General features: G+C 62.8%; 14 protein-coding genes and 1 pseudogene. 7 read left to right on the top strand and 8 right to left on the bottom strand.

Going from position 1 to position 13,032, the window contains the following annotated elements:
* The first annotated feature begins 98 nt into the window (after nt 1-98).
* The gene (locus HTY53_RS12780; protein ID WP_174106991.1) at nt 99-1,532 is read left to right on the top strand and encodes a PepSY-associated TM helix domain-containing protein; all 1,434 of its coding nucleotides are present in this window, start codon (nt 99-101) and stop codon (nt 1,530-1,532) included.
* 31 nt (nt 1,533-1,563) lie between these two features.
* On the opposite strand, the gene HTY53_RS12775 is transcribed toward HTY53_RS12780, so the two are convergent.
* A complete protein-coding gene (locus HTY53_RS12775) occupies nt 1,564-1,941 on the bottom strand; it encodes a YnfA family protein (protein ID WP_174106901.1) in 378 nt (125 codons plus the stop codon).
* Nucleotides 1,942-2,016: 75 nt separating this feature from the next.
* Between HTY53_RS12775 and HTY53_RS12770 the strand changes: the two genes are divergently transcribed.
* The 3 genes from HTY53_RS12770 to HTY53_RS12760 are packed head-to-tail and all read left to right on the top strand — an operon-like array spanning nt 2,017 to nt 3,111.
* Nucleotides 2,017-2,415, top strand: a complete 399-nt coding sequence (locus HTY53_RS12770; protein ID WP_174106900.1) for a DUF1801 domain-containing protein — start codon at nt 2,017-2,019, stop codon at nt 2,413-2,415.
* A gap of 40 nt (nt 2,416-2,455) precedes the next feature.
* The gene (locus tag HTY53_RS12765; RefSeq protein ID WP_368040985.1) at nt 2,456-2,794 is read left to right on the top strand and encodes a YciI family protein; all 339 of its coding nucleotides are present in this window, start codon (nt 2,456-2,458) and stop codon (nt 2,792-2,794) included.
* Nucleotides 2,791-3,111 (top strand): hypothetical protein, encoded by a 321-nt coding sequence (locus HTY53_RS12760; protein WP_174106898.1) that lies wholly within the window; start codon nt 2,791-2,793, stop codon nt 3,109-3,111. Before HTY53_RS12765 ends, HTY53_RS12760 begins: the two co-directional genes overlap by 4 nt.
* Nucleotides 3,112-3,129: 18 nt before the next feature.
* On the opposite strand, the gene HTY53_RS12755 is transcribed toward HTY53_RS12760, so the two are convergent.
* Nucleotides 3,130-3,912 carry a transporter substrate-binding domain-containing protein gene (locus tag HTY53_RS12755; RefSeq protein ID WP_174106897.1) on the bottom strand — a complete coding sequence of 261 codons (783 nt, stop codon included), beginning with the start codon at nt 3,910-3,912 and terminating at the stop codon, nt 3,130-3,132.
* A 264-nt stretch (nt 3,913-4,176) separates the two neighbouring features.
* Here HTY53_RS12755 and HTY53_RS12750 point away from each other — a divergent pair, with 264 nt between their 5' ends.
* Nucleotides 4,177-4,773 (top strand): alpha-ketoglutarate-dependent dioxygenase AlkB, encoded by a 597-nt coding sequence (locus tag HTY53_RS12750; RefSeq protein ID WP_254599934.1) that lies wholly within the window; start codon nt 4,177-4,179, stop codon nt 4,771-4,773.
* Between the two features lie 223 nt (nt 4,774-4,996).
* On the opposite strand, the gene HTY53_RS12745 is transcribed toward HTY53_RS12750, so the two are convergent.
* Nucleotides 4,997-6,361 carry an ISNCY family transposase gene (locus tag HTY53_RS12745; protein WP_438820955.1) on the bottom strand — a complete coding sequence of 455 codons (1,365 nt, stop codon included), beginning with the start codon at nt 6,359-6,361 and terminating at the stop codon, nt 4,997-4,999.
* A 429-nt stretch (nt 6,362-6,790) separates the two neighbouring features.
* On the opposite strand from HTY53_RS12745, the gene HTY53_RS12740 reads away from it, so the two are divergent.
* Nucleotides 6,791-7,417: a hypothetical protein gene (locus HTY53_RS12740; protein WP_174106896.1), complete on the top strand. Its 627-nt coding sequence runs from the start codon at nt 6,791-6,793 to the stop codon at nt 7,415-7,417.
* An 84-nt stretch (nt 7,418-7,501) separates the two neighbouring features.
* On the opposite strand, the gene HTY53_RS12735 is transcribed toward HTY53_RS12740, so the two are convergent.
* The 3 genes from HTY53_RS12735 to HTY53_RS12725 all read right to left on the bottom strand — a co-directional run bounded on the left by HTY53_RS12735 (nt 7,502) and on the right by HTY53_RS12725 (nt 11,458).
* Nucleotides 7,502-9,232, bottom strand: coding sequence for a phage integrase family protein (locus HTY53_RS12735; RefSeq protein WP_438820952.1), 1,731 nt, complete (start codon nt 9,230-9,232; stop codon nt 7,502-7,504).
* 157 nt (nt 9,233-9,389) lie between these two features.
* Nucleotides 9,390-10,775, bottom strand: coding sequence for a heavy metal sensor histidine kinase (locus tag HTY53_RS12730; RefSeq protein ID WP_012435767.1), 1,386 nt, complete (start codon nt 10,773-10,775; stop codon nt 9,390-9,392).
* On the bottom strand, nt 10,772-11,458 hold the full coding sequence (locus HTY53_RS12725) for a heavy metal response regulator transcription factor (RefSeq protein WP_012435768.1): 687 nt from the start codon (nt 11,456-11,458) through the stop codon (nt 10,772-10,774). The genes HTY53_RS12730 and HTY53_RS12725 overlap by 4 nt, the downstream gene beginning before the upstream one ends.
* Before the next feature lie 189 nt (nt 11,459-11,647).
* On the opposite strand from HTY53_RS12725, the pseudogene HTY53_RS12720 reads away from it, so the two are divergent.
* A pseudogene (locus HTY53_RS12720) lies at nt 11,648-11,773 on the top strand (twin-arginine translocation signal domain-containing protein); the annotation flags it as partial.
* Between the two features lie 426 nt (nt 11,774-12,199).
* Here the strand turns inward: HTY53_RS12720 and HTY53_RS12715 are convergent.
* A complete protein-coding gene (locus HTY53_RS12715) occupies nt 12,200-12,490 on the bottom strand; it encodes a hypothetical protein (protein ID WP_162491053.1) in 291 nt (96 codons plus the stop codon).
* Nucleotides 12,417-12,743 (bottom strand): four-helix bundle copper-binding protein, encoded by a 327-nt coding sequence (locus tag HTY53_RS12710; RefSeq protein WP_012435770.1) that lies wholly within the window; start codon nt 12,741-12,743, stop codon nt 12,417-12,419. The genes HTY53_RS12715 and HTY53_RS12710 overlap by 74 nt, the downstream gene beginning before the upstream one ends.
* Nucleotides 12,744-13,032: the final 289 nt, after the last annotated feature.

Below are 13,032 nucleotides of genomic sequence, written 5' to 3'. Positions count from 1 at the left end.
AGGTTTTCGTCGCAAAGTACGCACTCGCGCCGAAATCGCGCCGCAATGGCGCCGCAATGGCGCAATCCGCAAGAGATTCATGCCATCACCGCGCTCCGATGCCCGTATCGATTTCGCAAACCCGTACCGGAACCTCTGCCGCCCACCGCACGCTTTGGCGCTGGCATTTTTATGCCGGCCTGTTCGTGATGCCGTTTCTGATCGTGCTGGCAATCACCGGCACGATCTATTGCTTCCAACCGCAAATCGAGCCATGGCTGTATCCGCAGTTATTGCGCGTAACGCCGCAGGGCGAACCGCTTCCGGCGCAAGCGCTGCTGGAGCGGGCGAGAGCGGCCGCGCCGGCTGGGGCAGTCGCCACGACTTACACGTTGCGCAATGACCCGCGCGCCAGCGCCGAATTCATCTTCCGGCTCCCCTCGGGCAACAGCGAAAGCCTCTATCTGAACCCTTACTCCGGCGCGGCGCTGGGCAGCCTCAGCGTCGAGGACCGCTTGATGAAGCAGGTCCGCATGCTGCATCGCGCATTGCTCGCGGGCAAGCCCGGCGAAGTGCTGATGGAACTGGCCGGATGCTGGACGCTGGTGATGATCGCCACCGGCCTGGCGATGTGGTGGCCGCGCTTGCGCGAATCAGGCATTGCCGCGTTTCGGATGCGGCCGGCAAGCGGAAGGCGAGGGCGGTGGAAGGAAATCCATCTACTGCTCGGCGTGTCGCTCGCGATCGGCGCGCTGCTGTTCGTGCTGTCCGGTCTGCCGTGGACCGCTCTCTGGGGCAAGCAATTCAAGGCCATCACCACCGCGGCGAATCTGGGACGGCCGGCCGATGGCGGAGCGGGGCACATGCATGCACCGGCCCGCGATCGAAGCAATGGGGGCGATGCCGGCCAGGAAGACCATCGGGGCCACACGAAGACCATGGAGTCGCTGCCGCTTGGCGATGTGCCATGGGCAACGGGATTGACCGCCGTGCCAGCCAGTTCCGTCGCCTCCACCGGCCATGCAGCCATCGGGCTGGATCGGGTACTGGCCATCGTCCGCGCGCGCGGTGCCGGTCCGGGATGCCAGGTCGCGCTGCCGGCAGGCACCGGCTCGGTCTACGCGGTTTCCTGCTTCCCCAACGATCCCAGGGGAGAACGAACGCTGCATATCGATCCGCACGGCGGAAACATCGTCCGCGATATCCGCTACGACGACTACGGCCCCATCGCCAAGGCCGTGTCGTACGGCACCTCGCTCCATATGGGCCGGTATTTCGGTCTCGCCAATCAGATCGCATGCGCGGTGATTTCGCTGGGCCTGATGGCGTTGGCGATCACGGGCTTCATCATGTGGATCAAGCGGAAACCGGCCAATGCGCTGGGGGCGCCGTCCCGCCCGGCAAGCCCGCCACCGATGCGTGCATGGGTGGCAGGGCTGGCGGTATTGGGTGCGATATTCCCGCTGATGGGGATCACGATGCTGGTCGTCTGGATGATCGATCGGCTTGTTGCCAGGACAGCCGGCGTGCCGTCGCAACCGTTACGGCGATGATCGGAATCGGATGCCGCAGCGCGAGCGGCAGTCAACCCGTGCCGGCGCCCGGCGTCGGCTGCAGCACAATAATGGCCATGCCGGCCAACGCGACAGCCGCGCCCAGGACGTCCCAACGTGTCAACGGCAGCCCATCCACGATGCGAAGCCACAGCAGCGCGACCGCAATATAGACGCCGCCATAGGCTGCATACGTGCGCCCCGCGGCCGTGGGATGCAAGGACAGCAACCAGGCAAACGCCGCCAATGCCAGCGCCGCGGGAATCAGCAGCAGCGGACTCTTTTCCTGCTTTAATACCAGGTAGGGCAAATAGCAGCCGACGATTTCGGCCAACGCGGTCAGCACGAACAGCGCCGTATAGGCAAGAAAGGTCACGGTCGAAGCGGGCAGGGTGGCAGTGGTCCGCATTGTCCCACGGCGATGCCGTGCCCCGGCCGCCCGAACACCGCGCTCGGCGCGCTGCGAGTTTGAAGAGAATCCGATATGAAGAACAACGAATTACCGCAAGACCCATCCGCGTCGGCGCTGATCGATGCACGCATCGACGAGCTGGGCGACTGGCGAGGCGAATTGCTTGCCAGACTCCGCGCCTTGATCAAGGAAGCCGCTCCCGACGTCATCGAAGAATGGAAATGGCGCGGCGTTCCCGTGTGGTCGCACAACGGCATCCTCTGCACCGGCGAGACCTACAAGAGCGTCGTGAAAATGACCTTCGCCAAAGGGGCGGCGTTGCCGGATCCCGCCGGGCTGTTCAATGCAAGCCTGGACGGCAATACCAGGCGTGCGATCGATTTTCAGCAAGGCGCGCACATCGACGAGAAGGCGTTGAAGGAGCTGGTGCGGGCGGCGGTTGTGTTGAACAGCGCAAAGGCAAAGAAGTAGGTAATCATCAAGCCGGAGGCGAGCCGCGATCCTTCGATCGGTGCAGCTAACGAATTCCAGAACACATAAAAGGGAAGGAGGCAAAGTGCTATTCGCAGTGCGCTTTCATGATATTCCCGGACAAGCACGCGTCCGAACCACCCACTTCAAAGCCCACATTGATTGGCTTGACCGGAATCGCGACCAGATCCTCATTGCGGGCTCCCTAAGAGAGGCTGGCAGTGAAGCTCCGATCGGGGGCCTATGGATCGTTAGCGCGCCAAACAAGCTGGAGGTCGAAGCATTGATACAGTCAGACCCATTCTGGGTGCATGGTTTGCGAGAAAAGGTCGAGATTCATTCATGGCATCGGGCATTCTCTGACCCCGTCACGATATGACCAAGTCAGAGCTACACGAATTTCTGACATCCACCTTCGATCTTGTCGTCGACCCAATCGAACGCGGCAATGGCAAGACCTACTTCCTGAAACAGGTGGACTGGAGGCCGGGGTCGACGACGAGAGTACTTCGCGTAGAAGGCCCCGGCGAAACGGTGAACCAGATCAGACTTCGTCTTTCGTCCGACAATAACAACAGCGTTTTTGCGACGCATCCCCTTTCTCCAGTCGGCCTGATGAAGGTCGTCAGCGATGAGATCGGGCTCCTTTACGAGCGAAGAGGCAGATTGGACCAGTTTGTAGTCCGTCGCGGCTGACCATCCACGGACCGCCTCTTACTCAGGCAGCCACCTGGCTCGCACACGACCGAAATCGCCGCTAGCGGTGCTCAGATGCAGCCACTGGTCGACGAAGTGCTTGAACACCTCGTCGCCCTGCGGCAGCAGATAAGCCATCTCCGCATACTGCAGCGGCTTCTGCGGATTGACCGCGCACAATTCGGGATGCGCCTTGCTTTGCACGATCGCTTCCGCGGCTTCCGTGACAAAGACGTCGGCATTCTTCTTGATGACCTCGTCGAAGATCGTCAGGTTGTCGGAATGGATCTTCAATTGGGCCCGATCGAAATGCGTTCGCGCAAAGCGCTCGTTGCTTCCGCCCGGATTGGCAATGACGCGCACTGCCGGCTGATTGATCGATTCGATCGTGTGGAACCTGGCGGCGTTCTCGCAGCGGGTCAACGGCGTCTTGCCGTTGATCATGTAAGGGGCACTGAAATAAGCCTGGCGCTGGCGTTCCAGCGTGACCGAAATACCGCCGACGGCGATATCGCACTTGCCGGCGACGAAATCCGGCATCAGGTTCGCCCAGCTCGTCTTGACGTATTGCGGCCTGGCTTGCAGGGCCGTGGCCAGCGTCTGCATCAGATCGACATCGAGACCTTCGAACGTGCCGGGCGCCTTCTCGAAACTGAATGGCTTGTAATCGCCAGGCGTGCAGATCCGCAGCGTGCCGCTGTCCTTGATGCGGTTCAAGGTCGAATTGGCCGGCTGGGCCAAGGCAGAGCAGGGCAGGCAGACCAAGGCAAGGACGGCCAGGGCGTTTTGGGTTCTCTTCATCGTGGAATCTCCTCGGCGGCGGCTTTTGCGGTATTCGAAGCGCGATTGTGCACGAAACGGAACACGCCACGGCGGCCATCGCCACACTTTCATAGCGATCCTTATTGGCTGGCTGGCGAAGTGGAATCGGCGAGGCAGAGATCGAAGCCGACCCGGCCGAATCGAGGCGACGCGACGTGCTAACCTTTTTTGACCTGCATCGCCCCCATGGGCGCGAAACGGCGGTCCGCCGCGCATGCGGCAGCGGGATTCAAAAGGAACGTGATGGATCAATTCAGCCTGTTCGGCGAGGGCCCGATCGAGGCCTCGATTCCTGGGCTGATTTACCAGCCCGATTTCCTTTCGCCCGATGAAGAAGCGTCCCTGATCGACATCATTCGATCTCTGCCTTTGAAGGCCGCGCGGTACAAGGGCTATCTGGCCCGGCGCCGGGTGGTCAGCTTCGGCGGCAGCTACGACTTCGACAGCAACGAGCTGCTGCCCGCGCAGCCTCTTGACGCACGGCTGCTGCCGCTGCGCGGACGCGTCGCGCAATGGGCCGGAATGTCGCCCGAACGTTTGGCCCATGCCCTGGTGGCGGAATACGCGCCGGACACTCCCTTGGGCTGGCACCGTGACGTGCCCGATTTCGAGCGCATCTTCGGCGTATCGCTCGGTGGTGTCGCGCGACTGCGCTTCCGTCCTTATCCATACAGCACGTCGCTACGACGCCAAATTGTGGCGCTCGACGTGGAGCCCAGATCGATCTACCGGATAGAAGGCGACGCACGCTGGCAGTGGCAACACAGCGTCGAGCCAACCAAGGAATTGCGCTGGTCGATCACGTTCCGGGAACGGCGCGGCGTGGTACGTGGGCGCTGAGGATCGCGGGGAAGATCCGGCGTGCATTTGGCTGAGGCGGGCCAGGGAGTTCGGACATGACATCTCTAATCATCCGGAAGCGGACATTTCTATTCATGCCTAACGTCCGTTGTCCAGCCGGTTTTCAAAGGTCTGAGCGCTGGCTACTTTCAAATGTCAGTCCGACCGTGCTTTTTGTGGGCTGTCCGTAACGCAGTCAAGCTGGCCGCTTCTCGATGCCGACTCAACAAGGTGGGGCGGTCGTGCTGGCGATCGCCCGCTCCAGATCCAGCCGATTGATCTGTCGCTTGCGCTTGGTATGGGGTGCCGCTTTGGTTGACGTCGGGGCCTGGCCACTGAGCGTGCGCGACGGCCCCGCGGTCTGCCGGTCATCTCTGAGCGCCTGCACCTTGGCCGCGATGTCCAGCACATGCCCCAGCCGCTTGTGCGCAACGATGTCGCCTTGCCGGATGGTTTCCCTCGGATCGAACACGCTGTAGGGCAGGGCCGTGCCATCGGCCCATAGCTCGATCCGTCCATCGGGATACTCGGCTACCTCGATGGTGCGGCCCATCAGCCGGCGATGTTCGGGTACGTTGGCCAGCAGATAGACCACCTTGTCGTACTGCAAGGTCAGGCTCTGCGAGACCTTGCGCCATTCGCGCCAGGTAAAGATCCGCTCGAGGTCTTCATCGGCGCGCACCGGCCGGTGCGCATTGAACTCGCTCCTGGGCACCTTGGCAAAGCGCGCATTGAATTCGGCCATGAAGCTCGCGGCAAACGCGTTGGCGGCGGGCAGGGTGGCAATACCGCGCAGCCGCAGCTCCTTGACCAGCCGGTCCTGCAGCACGCCGTGCATCCGTTCGACGCGCCCCTTGGCCTGACTCGAATTGGCGCACAGGATGTCGATGTTCAGCTCGAACAGCGCACGCCCGAACTGCGTATAGCCGCGCCCATCGGGGCCGTCCTTGGCATTGACGCGGAAGATGCCGGCCTTGTCGCTGTAGAACGCCACCGGCTTGCCGTGGCGTTCCACGTAGGCGCGCGTCGCCTCGAAGTACGCGAAGGTCGATTCGGTCGGCACAAACGACAGCTGCATCACCTGCCCGGTGGCGTCATCGACGTACACCAGCAGCGTGCAGGCCGGCGCCCGATCCTCGAACCAGCGGTGGTCGCTGCCGTCGATCTGGATCAGCTCGCCATAACAGGCGCGCCGGTGCCGCGGCTGGTAGACCTTGGGCTGGCGCAGCTTCCTTGGGACCCAGAAGCCGGCGTCGATCATGATCCGGCGCACCGTCTCCTTGGCCAAGTCAATGCCATGCCGCTCGCGCAGCTTCTCGCAGGCCAGCGTGGGACCGAAATCGGCGTAGGTGTCGCGAATCAGGCCGCGTACGCGCGTCTCCAAGCCGCGTGGCAATGCCCGATTGCCTGGCATACAGCCACGTTTGCGAGAGACCAGACCCGCAGCCCCGTCCGTTCGGAAGCGGTTGGCCAATCGGCCAATCTGCCGGGTACTCAAGCCCAGCTTCTCGGCGGCCCGCCATGGCTTCAATTCGCCCCGGACAACCGCCTCGATTACTTTGAACCGGTCCAGCTCGCGGCCGCTCATCGTCACTAAGTCCCGATTGGTCATCGCTGCCTCTATGGCTTCTGCCAAAGAGGGACCTTGACACCAAAGATCGGACATCTCTATCTAGCTGAATCAGGACATTAGCATCTGGCCTCAACATCCGTACTTCCGATAATGTTTGTTATGTTAAATGACGGATATCGCCACAGCGCGTGCGGTCCTGGTCCCGTTAATTTGCATAAATTTGTTACCGGTTTTTGCATAAATTTGTTACCCGCCCCTAGGCGCTCACCTTTCGGAGGCTGGCAGTTTCGATGACGGCACAGCCGGCGACTATGCCGGGAGCACCGTGTGCTCTCTCTACCGTTTGCACGTGCTCGCGCCCCCGTCTGCGAGATACCCCTGTCCGAGTTGTCGGCCTCTTTGCTAGCCGTGTAAAGTGACGCAAAGTTACTTTAGGACACTGCCGTGGCGTGGCAGACAATTCCGGGGGCGGACATGGAATCTTCGGCGGAGCCCTGGTCACAGGGCGTGCAATTACTGTCTTGGCTGGCGCGCGAGCCATGTCTGCGAAATCCGGATGCGGTATCGCGCGCGTGGGAGGTGATGGCCCCTGCCGCACCGACGCTGGCCGATTGCGGGCGGATGTATGCAGCCTATGGCCGGAGCTTTTCGGTCGCCCAACTGCGCTACATCGCGCAGCATTCGGCAGCGCTGTTGCTGGCGCGCTGGGCGGCCTCCGGTTGGCCTTATCTGCGGTTCAATGAGGACCTTGGCTTTACCGCCGGGCCCACTTACGTCGAGCTCCGACCAGGTCAGGTGACGCCTAGCTTCTGGGCATTTTGCTTTGGCACCGTGACCATGTTCAGCCTGGCCGTCGCGGCATTCACCTATGGCAAGACTTCCGGCGGCGTGGGCGGTTTGGTGCTGGCGGCCATCTGCTTGGCCTTTCTGATGCTCGAGTTCGTCGATCTGCGCAGTCGTCACCATGCACGGCGCGCGATCGCCCTGTGCGCGGCGGGGCCGCACGCCGACAGCATGACGATCGCCGTGATGCCAACTAGGGGATTCGGCTTGAAGGACTCCGTGTTTTGAGCCAGAACCGCTCGGCAACTAAGGGCAAGATTGCGCCCCCCTTGTTCGTCCGTACAGCCCGCTGTGGCGCCCTTGCGGTGTCATTTAAGCCCCAAATGCCTCTCCGATCTGCCGAGCCCGTTTGACTTCATCGCTATGCAGGTAGACCGAAGTCGTCGACACCGACGCATGCCGCAGATTGTCCCGGACGATGGTCAACTCGGCGCCCCGATCCAGAGCGTGCGTGGCGTGCGTATGCCGCATCCAGTGCGGACTGGCACGGCGCAGCTTGTCCGCAGCCGCAGGATGGTCCGAACCAATGATGTCAGCGGCCAGCTTGAAGAACCGCCTCACGACCTGCCAAAGGCGCGTGCTCGTGATTCCTGAGCCGGACTCGTCGCTCAGGTCACCGACCAGGCGAATCTCCGGACGCCACAAGCGCCGGCTGATGGGCAAACCGCGTTCGGACAGATAGCGCTCCAAGGCCCGCCGGGCCAACGGCGGCAAGGCCACCTTGCCGATGCGCCCGCCCTTCCCGGTCAGCTCGAGCCATTCGTCGCCTTGCGCGTCGGTCCAGATATCCCCGAGCGTGGCCCCTACCAGCTCGCTGCGACGTAGCCCCGTCGCATAGGCAAAATCCAGCACGAAGCGCAGGCGCTGCGCCGCGGCGGCCTCCCAGCCGTGGGACCATTCGAGCCCGTCAGCAATGGTCCGCACTAACTTCCATTCTCCGTCGGTAAAGGCGCGCGAATTGTCCAGCGCCGCGGTGCGGCCGCCGCCGCGCACCTTGATGCCGGCGAAGGGATTGGCCAGCACGTAGCGTTGCTCGACCAGCCAGCGGAACATCGCCCCAAGGATCGACAGCGCATGGGCGACCGAGCGTGCGGCCAGCGCACCGGTGAACGGCCGCCAGTCCGGCGACGAGCGCGGGCGTGGGGGCCCGACCCACCGCTCTCGCGGCATGGGCCGCCGCAGGAAGGTGCGGTAGGCCACGGCGTCTTCGGTGGTCAACGACGACAGCGGCCGCTGACGCTCGACGATGGCCCACAGCATCAGCCGTTCCGCTTCCTTGCGGTAGGTGCGATGAGTGGCGGGCGACTCGTGCAGTGCCAGCCAGGCCTGCACCGCCTCGTAGTCGTTGTCCGCGGTCAAGGTGCACGTCGCGCGCGGGGCGCGAAAGCGCCCTTCGGAGCCGTCGACCTGATGGGGCAAGCGCAGCTGCTCCCACGGCACGACGCTGCTGCGCCGCTCCTGCACGATCAGCGCGCGGGCCCGCTCGGTCAACTCGGGATGCGCGGCGAAGAACGCCTCGATCTGTCTGGCACCGGTAGCGCCCAGCCCTGGGATGGCTGCCCACCAGCGTCGACGCCTGGGCACGCGCACCGTCAGCGCCGCCAGCGTCTCGATGCCGTGGGCGCGCAAGGCGGCGACGGCGCGGGCCGGCAGCCAGCGGCCGATGTCGTCGGTGATCGCAGGCTGTGGCGGCGGCAGCGTGCGCAAGACCTCGATGGCACGGTCAGCCGCCCTGCCCTGCGCCACCCGCGCCGACGCCGGCATCTCGAACAACGAGGCCAGATCGTCGCGGCCGCGCTCGCGTGCCAGCGCGGCCAGCTGGCGGCGAATGCGGCCCAGCACGGCGCGCGAGGATTGGCCGCGCGCCCTCTCCTGCCCCAGGTATTGCGCCACGGCTTGCCGGGAGCTCAGGCCGGCATGCCAGGCGCGCAGCGCGGCCAGGGAGGCGGCATCGGGAAATGCCGTGCAGGCATCGGCGGAGGACGTATCCATACCCGTGCTGGCGGCAGATGCGGGGCTCGGTAGGGTCAGGCGCGCTTTCATGGGCGCCAGTTTAGCGCAGCAAAATAGCTATTACGATAAGAACACTTATCTCAATAGCGTCGCTATTGGCAGCGGGATCCGGCACATGGCCTAACAGTATGCCGATCTTGCTGGCATCAGCACGTGCCTCGCAGCTCGCCATGGGGGACCGGCCTCCCTAAGCTCGTGGCTGGCGCCGCGGGAAGGTCAGAATAAAGCGGGTGAGACCGCCTGACGACTCAGCCGAGATTCCACCGCGGTGCGCCACCATGATGGCTTGCGTGATCGACAAGCCAAGCCCCACGCTGTCCGAATCAGCGCGCGCCCTGGACTTGTCGGCCCGAAAGAACCGGTCGAACAACGACGGCAACAGCTCGGGATCGATCCCCTCGCCCTGGTTCTCGACCACGATGGTGGCGCCGCCGTCTTGCTCGCATGCCTTGATCACAATCGCTTTGCCGCTGGGCGTATACCGCAGTGCGTTCGACAGCAGATTGCTCAGTGCGCGGCGCAACATCAGGCGATCGCCCACGATGCTGGCGTCGCCCTGCAGGCGCAGCTGCACACCCTTGTCCTCGGCCAAGGCGTCGTAGAAATCAAACAGCGCGCGGGCCTCGTCGCCGACATGGATCGACTCCTCGTTGGGCAGCGTGATGCCGTGCTCCATCTTGGCCAAGTAAAGCATATCGGACACCATGCGGCCAAGGCGCAGCAGCTCCTCGGCGTTGGAGGCCAACACGTCGCGGTACTTGGCGGCCTCGCGCGGCTGCGACAACACGACATGGGTCTGGGTCATCAGGTTGGTGATCGGCGTGCGCAATTCGTGAGCCAGGTCGGACGAGAATTCGGACAATCGCCGGAAATCGTCCTGCAAGCGCTCGAGCATGGCATTCAGCGTCGCCGCCAGATCGGCCATCTCCACCGGCACGGTCTCCACGGGCATGCGGGCGTCAAGGTGATTCGACGTGACACCCTTGGCGCGAGAGGCCATCGTTCGCAACGGCGCCAGACCGCGCCTGGCTGCCCACCAGCCGAACAAGCCGCTGGCGAGCACCGCCAACGTGGTATAGAAGGCCAGCGAGCGACGAAACGCGTGCATAAAGTGGGCATGGATTTCGGTGTCCATGCCGACCATCACCGCCAAGGGCACCGACTCGCCGGGCACTGTCGCGTGCGCGCGCATACCTCGGTATTCCTTGTCTCCCTGCTGCCAGCTCAAGGTCGTCTCATCCGGTCCAAGCCGGCCAATAACGTTGAGCATGGCGCCAAAATCGAACCCATTGGTGCGGTAAATGACGTCACCTTTCGCGGTGCTCACATGGGCGACAAAACCGGGGTGATGTTCCACCATTTCCGCAAGACGGCTCGGCAGGTGCGTGCTGGATTGCTCCTGAGCGATCTTTTGAATCAGACGAACGTTGTCCCCAAGCACCACATAATCTTCGTCGGCAAAATGCCGGTCCATGGAAAGCCAGATCAGTATTCCGAGGCCAAGTAGCACCAATGCCGACGTCAGAGAAAACAACAACGTCAGCCGCATGGTCAGCGACATACGGCGCTTCATTCTTGCCCCTCGGGCGCTTCCAGCACGTACCCCATGCCTCGCACCGTCTGAATCAGCTTGGCGTCGAAGTCGTCGTCGATCTTGGCTCGCAAGCGGCGAATCGCAACGTCGATCACATTGCTGTCGCTGTCGAAGTTCATATCCCACACCTGGGACGCAATCAACGAGCGGGGCAGAACTTCTCCCCGCCTGCGGGCGAGCAGTTCGAGCAGCGCAAACTCCTTGCTGGTCAGCGCTATCCGGCGACCTCCGCGCGAAGCGCGACGTCGACTAAGATCAAGCACCAGGTCGCCCACCTGAATGCGGTCCAGCCCCATCTGCACAGTGCCGCGGCGCAGCAGCGTCCGGACGCGAGCCAACAGTTCGGAGAATGCAAATGGCTTTACCAGGTAATCGTCCGCGCCGAGCTCCAGTCCCTTGACCCGATCAGCGACGCTGTCGCGGGCAGTAAGGAACAAGACCGGAACCGCGCTCTCGGCCGCGCGCAGGCTCAGCAGAATTCTCCAGCCATCGAGGTCCGGCAGCATGACGTCGAGAATAATCAGATCGTAAGACTCGTTGAGCGCCAGGTGTTGTCCATCAAGCCCGTTGCCAACCAGGTCGACAACGAATCCGGCCTCGGTCAATCCCTGGCGCAGGTACTGGCCTGTCTTGGATTCGTCCTCTACGACGAGCAGTTTCATGTTCGAGCTTCCTTTTTCCGATTGTATGGCTGCGCTTGGGTCAGCCCATGGCGAGTCTACGCAGCCCTGCTCCGAGTGGCCCGGACATTACCGGAATGTAATGTTCAGGTAAGTTGTCGGTAGCCTCGTCCTCGTTACTCTCTCTTTGCCGCTGTCCGATGCGGCCATTCAAGCAAAAAGGACTATTTCATGGGACGTGATCGACAGTCTGGCATTGTGCTGGCCAACCTACCGCGCCGCCGCTTCGTGCAGGGTCTGGCTGCGGGGGGTGTGATGGCAGGATTGTCCGGTCTTGGGGGCATCGCGTGGGCCCAAGCATCAGACAAGCCGCGCTCGTACCGCCAAACGGGCTGAAGCGCAGCAACACAAGCCACAGAAGCCGGACGACTCCAAGGCGATGTTGCGCCACCATGACGCCATGATGCAAAAGTGTCGCGAAATGATGGATCAGACCAAGTAACCCAGCCGCTCTCCGGTGCGCTGCGTGCGCGCGGTCGCCGGAGCGATCTCCGGGCGGGCATCAACTAGGCGGCCACCGCCCTTATCCGGCGCACTACGCGGCCGCCGGTCCAGCAACAACTTAGCCCGCCCATCATGCGCTTATGCATCAACAGCATGCCTACCACAGCCAGGATGGCAATCACGCAGATGATTGTGCACACAACTCGCACGGAGGCGGCTCTTCCGATGGACCCGCGATGGGTGGCACGCCGCAGCCGCCGGCACGAATGAGCGACTTCGTCAACGGTGACGGCGCAACGAATCGACGCTAGGGATGTCTTCGCCATGCTCGACCGGACGCTGAGACGGCATCCCGTCGCCGCTGGTGGCGGCCGGAAGAACCGACGCGTTTAATGACAGCGACGTTGCAGTCCTGTAGTCCGCGCGGGCTTTCGCGTGACCGTAGAGAGCCAAAAAGTTAGCGTCATGGCCGTTCTGCCGTTGGCAGCCGATCGTGCTACGCCATGGCGCGGCATGCCTGCGCACAACGCCGGCACGCTTGAGCGCATTCCTGGCAATGCTGAGCCGCATGTCGCTCGCACTCGGCACCGCATGCTTCGCAAGCGGTCGCGCAAAGGTTGCACAGATCCTTGGCGAAGCGACTTCCCCGCGCCATATAGGCGCTGGCCATCCGGCACATTGCGGCGCAATCGAGATCCAGGCGAATGCACTCGGCCATCTCGTGTACGTTCGGCTCACTTAGACACGAGGCGGCGCAGTGCTCGCATGCCACTGCGCAAGCATTGCACTCGTCGATACAGTGTTGAAAATTCTGATGCGGCATGGTCGGCTCCTTGAAGTGATGACGCCACGTCGGCGCCGCTGTCGTCACAGCAATATTTGGACCGGCCGCACCGCGAGGCCGCAGCGCTCGCACGTTTTGCCCTCCCTTTGCTCGCGACGGTGCTATGACCGCGCTCATTTCCGCTTAAAGATTGAGGCCAAATTACAAGGCGAGGAATATCTTTCAGGAATAAGCTTGCGCGTTGATTACAGCCCGGTAATGTCGTGGCCTGCCGGCACTTCGAGTTTATGGCGACTTAGTATTTCGCTGGTCATGCGCGGATGACTCC

The organism is Cupriavidus gilardii, from assembly GCF_013314895.1.
GTDB lineage: Bacteria > Pseudomonadota > Gammaproteobacteria > Burkholderiales > Burkholderiaceae > Cupriavidus > Cupriavidus gilardii_C.
This window is presented reverse-complemented; position numbering and strand designations above follow the sequence as displayed.

Excerpts from the sequence above, each read along its gene's own strand:
- HTY53_RS12710 (WP_012435770.1), bottom strand. The coding sequence starts at position 12,743 with ATGCCGCATCAGAATTTTCAACACTGTATCGACGAGTGCAATGCTTGC.
- HTY53_RS12775 (WP_174106901.1), bottom strand. The coding sequence starts at position 1,941 with ATGCGGACCACTGCCACCCTGCCCGCTTCGACCGTGACCTTTCTTGCC.
- HTY53_RS12715 (WP_162491053.1), bottom strand. The coding sequence starts at position 12,490 with ATGCGGCTCAGCATTGCCAGGAATGCGCTCAAGCGTGCCGGCGTTGTG.
- HTY53_RS12770 (WP_174106900.1), top strand. The coding sequence starts at position 2,017 with ATGAAGAACAACGAATTACCGCAAGACCCATCCGCGTCGGCGCTGATC.
- HTY53_RS12745 (WP_438820955.1), bottom strand. The coding sequence starts at position 6,361 with ATGAGCGGCCGCGAGCTGGACCGGTTCAAAGTAATCGAGGCGGTTGTC.
- HTY53_RS12755 (WP_174106897.1), bottom strand. The coding sequence starts at position 3,912 with ATGAAGAGAACCCAAAACGCCCTGGCCGTCCTTGCCTTGGTCTGCCTG.
- HTY53_RS12750 (WP_254599934.1), top strand. The coding sequence starts at position 4,177 with ATGGATCAATTCAGCCTGTTCGGCGAGGGCCCGATCGAGGCCTCGATT.
- HTY53_RS12735 (WP_438820952.1), bottom strand. The coding sequence starts at position 9,232 with ATGAAAGCGCGCCTGACCCTACCGAGCCCCGCATCTGCCGCCAGCACG.
- HTY53_RS12725 (WP_012435768.1), bottom strand. The coding sequence starts at position 11,458 with ATGAAACTGCTCGTCGTAGAGGACGAATCCAAGACAGGCCAGTACCTG.
- HTY53_RS12780 (WP_174106991.1), top strand. The coding sequence starts at position 99 with ATGCCCGTATCGATTTCGCAAACCCGTACCGGAACCTCTGCCGCCCAC.
- HTY53_RS12730 (WP_012435767.1), bottom strand. The coding sequence starts at position 10,775 with ATGAAGCGCCGTATGTCGCTGACCATGCGGCTGACGTTGTTGTTTTCT.
- HTY53_RS12760 (WP_174106898.1), top strand. The coding sequence starts at position 2,791 with ATGACCAAGTCAGAGCTACACGAATTTCTGACATCCACCTTCGATCTT.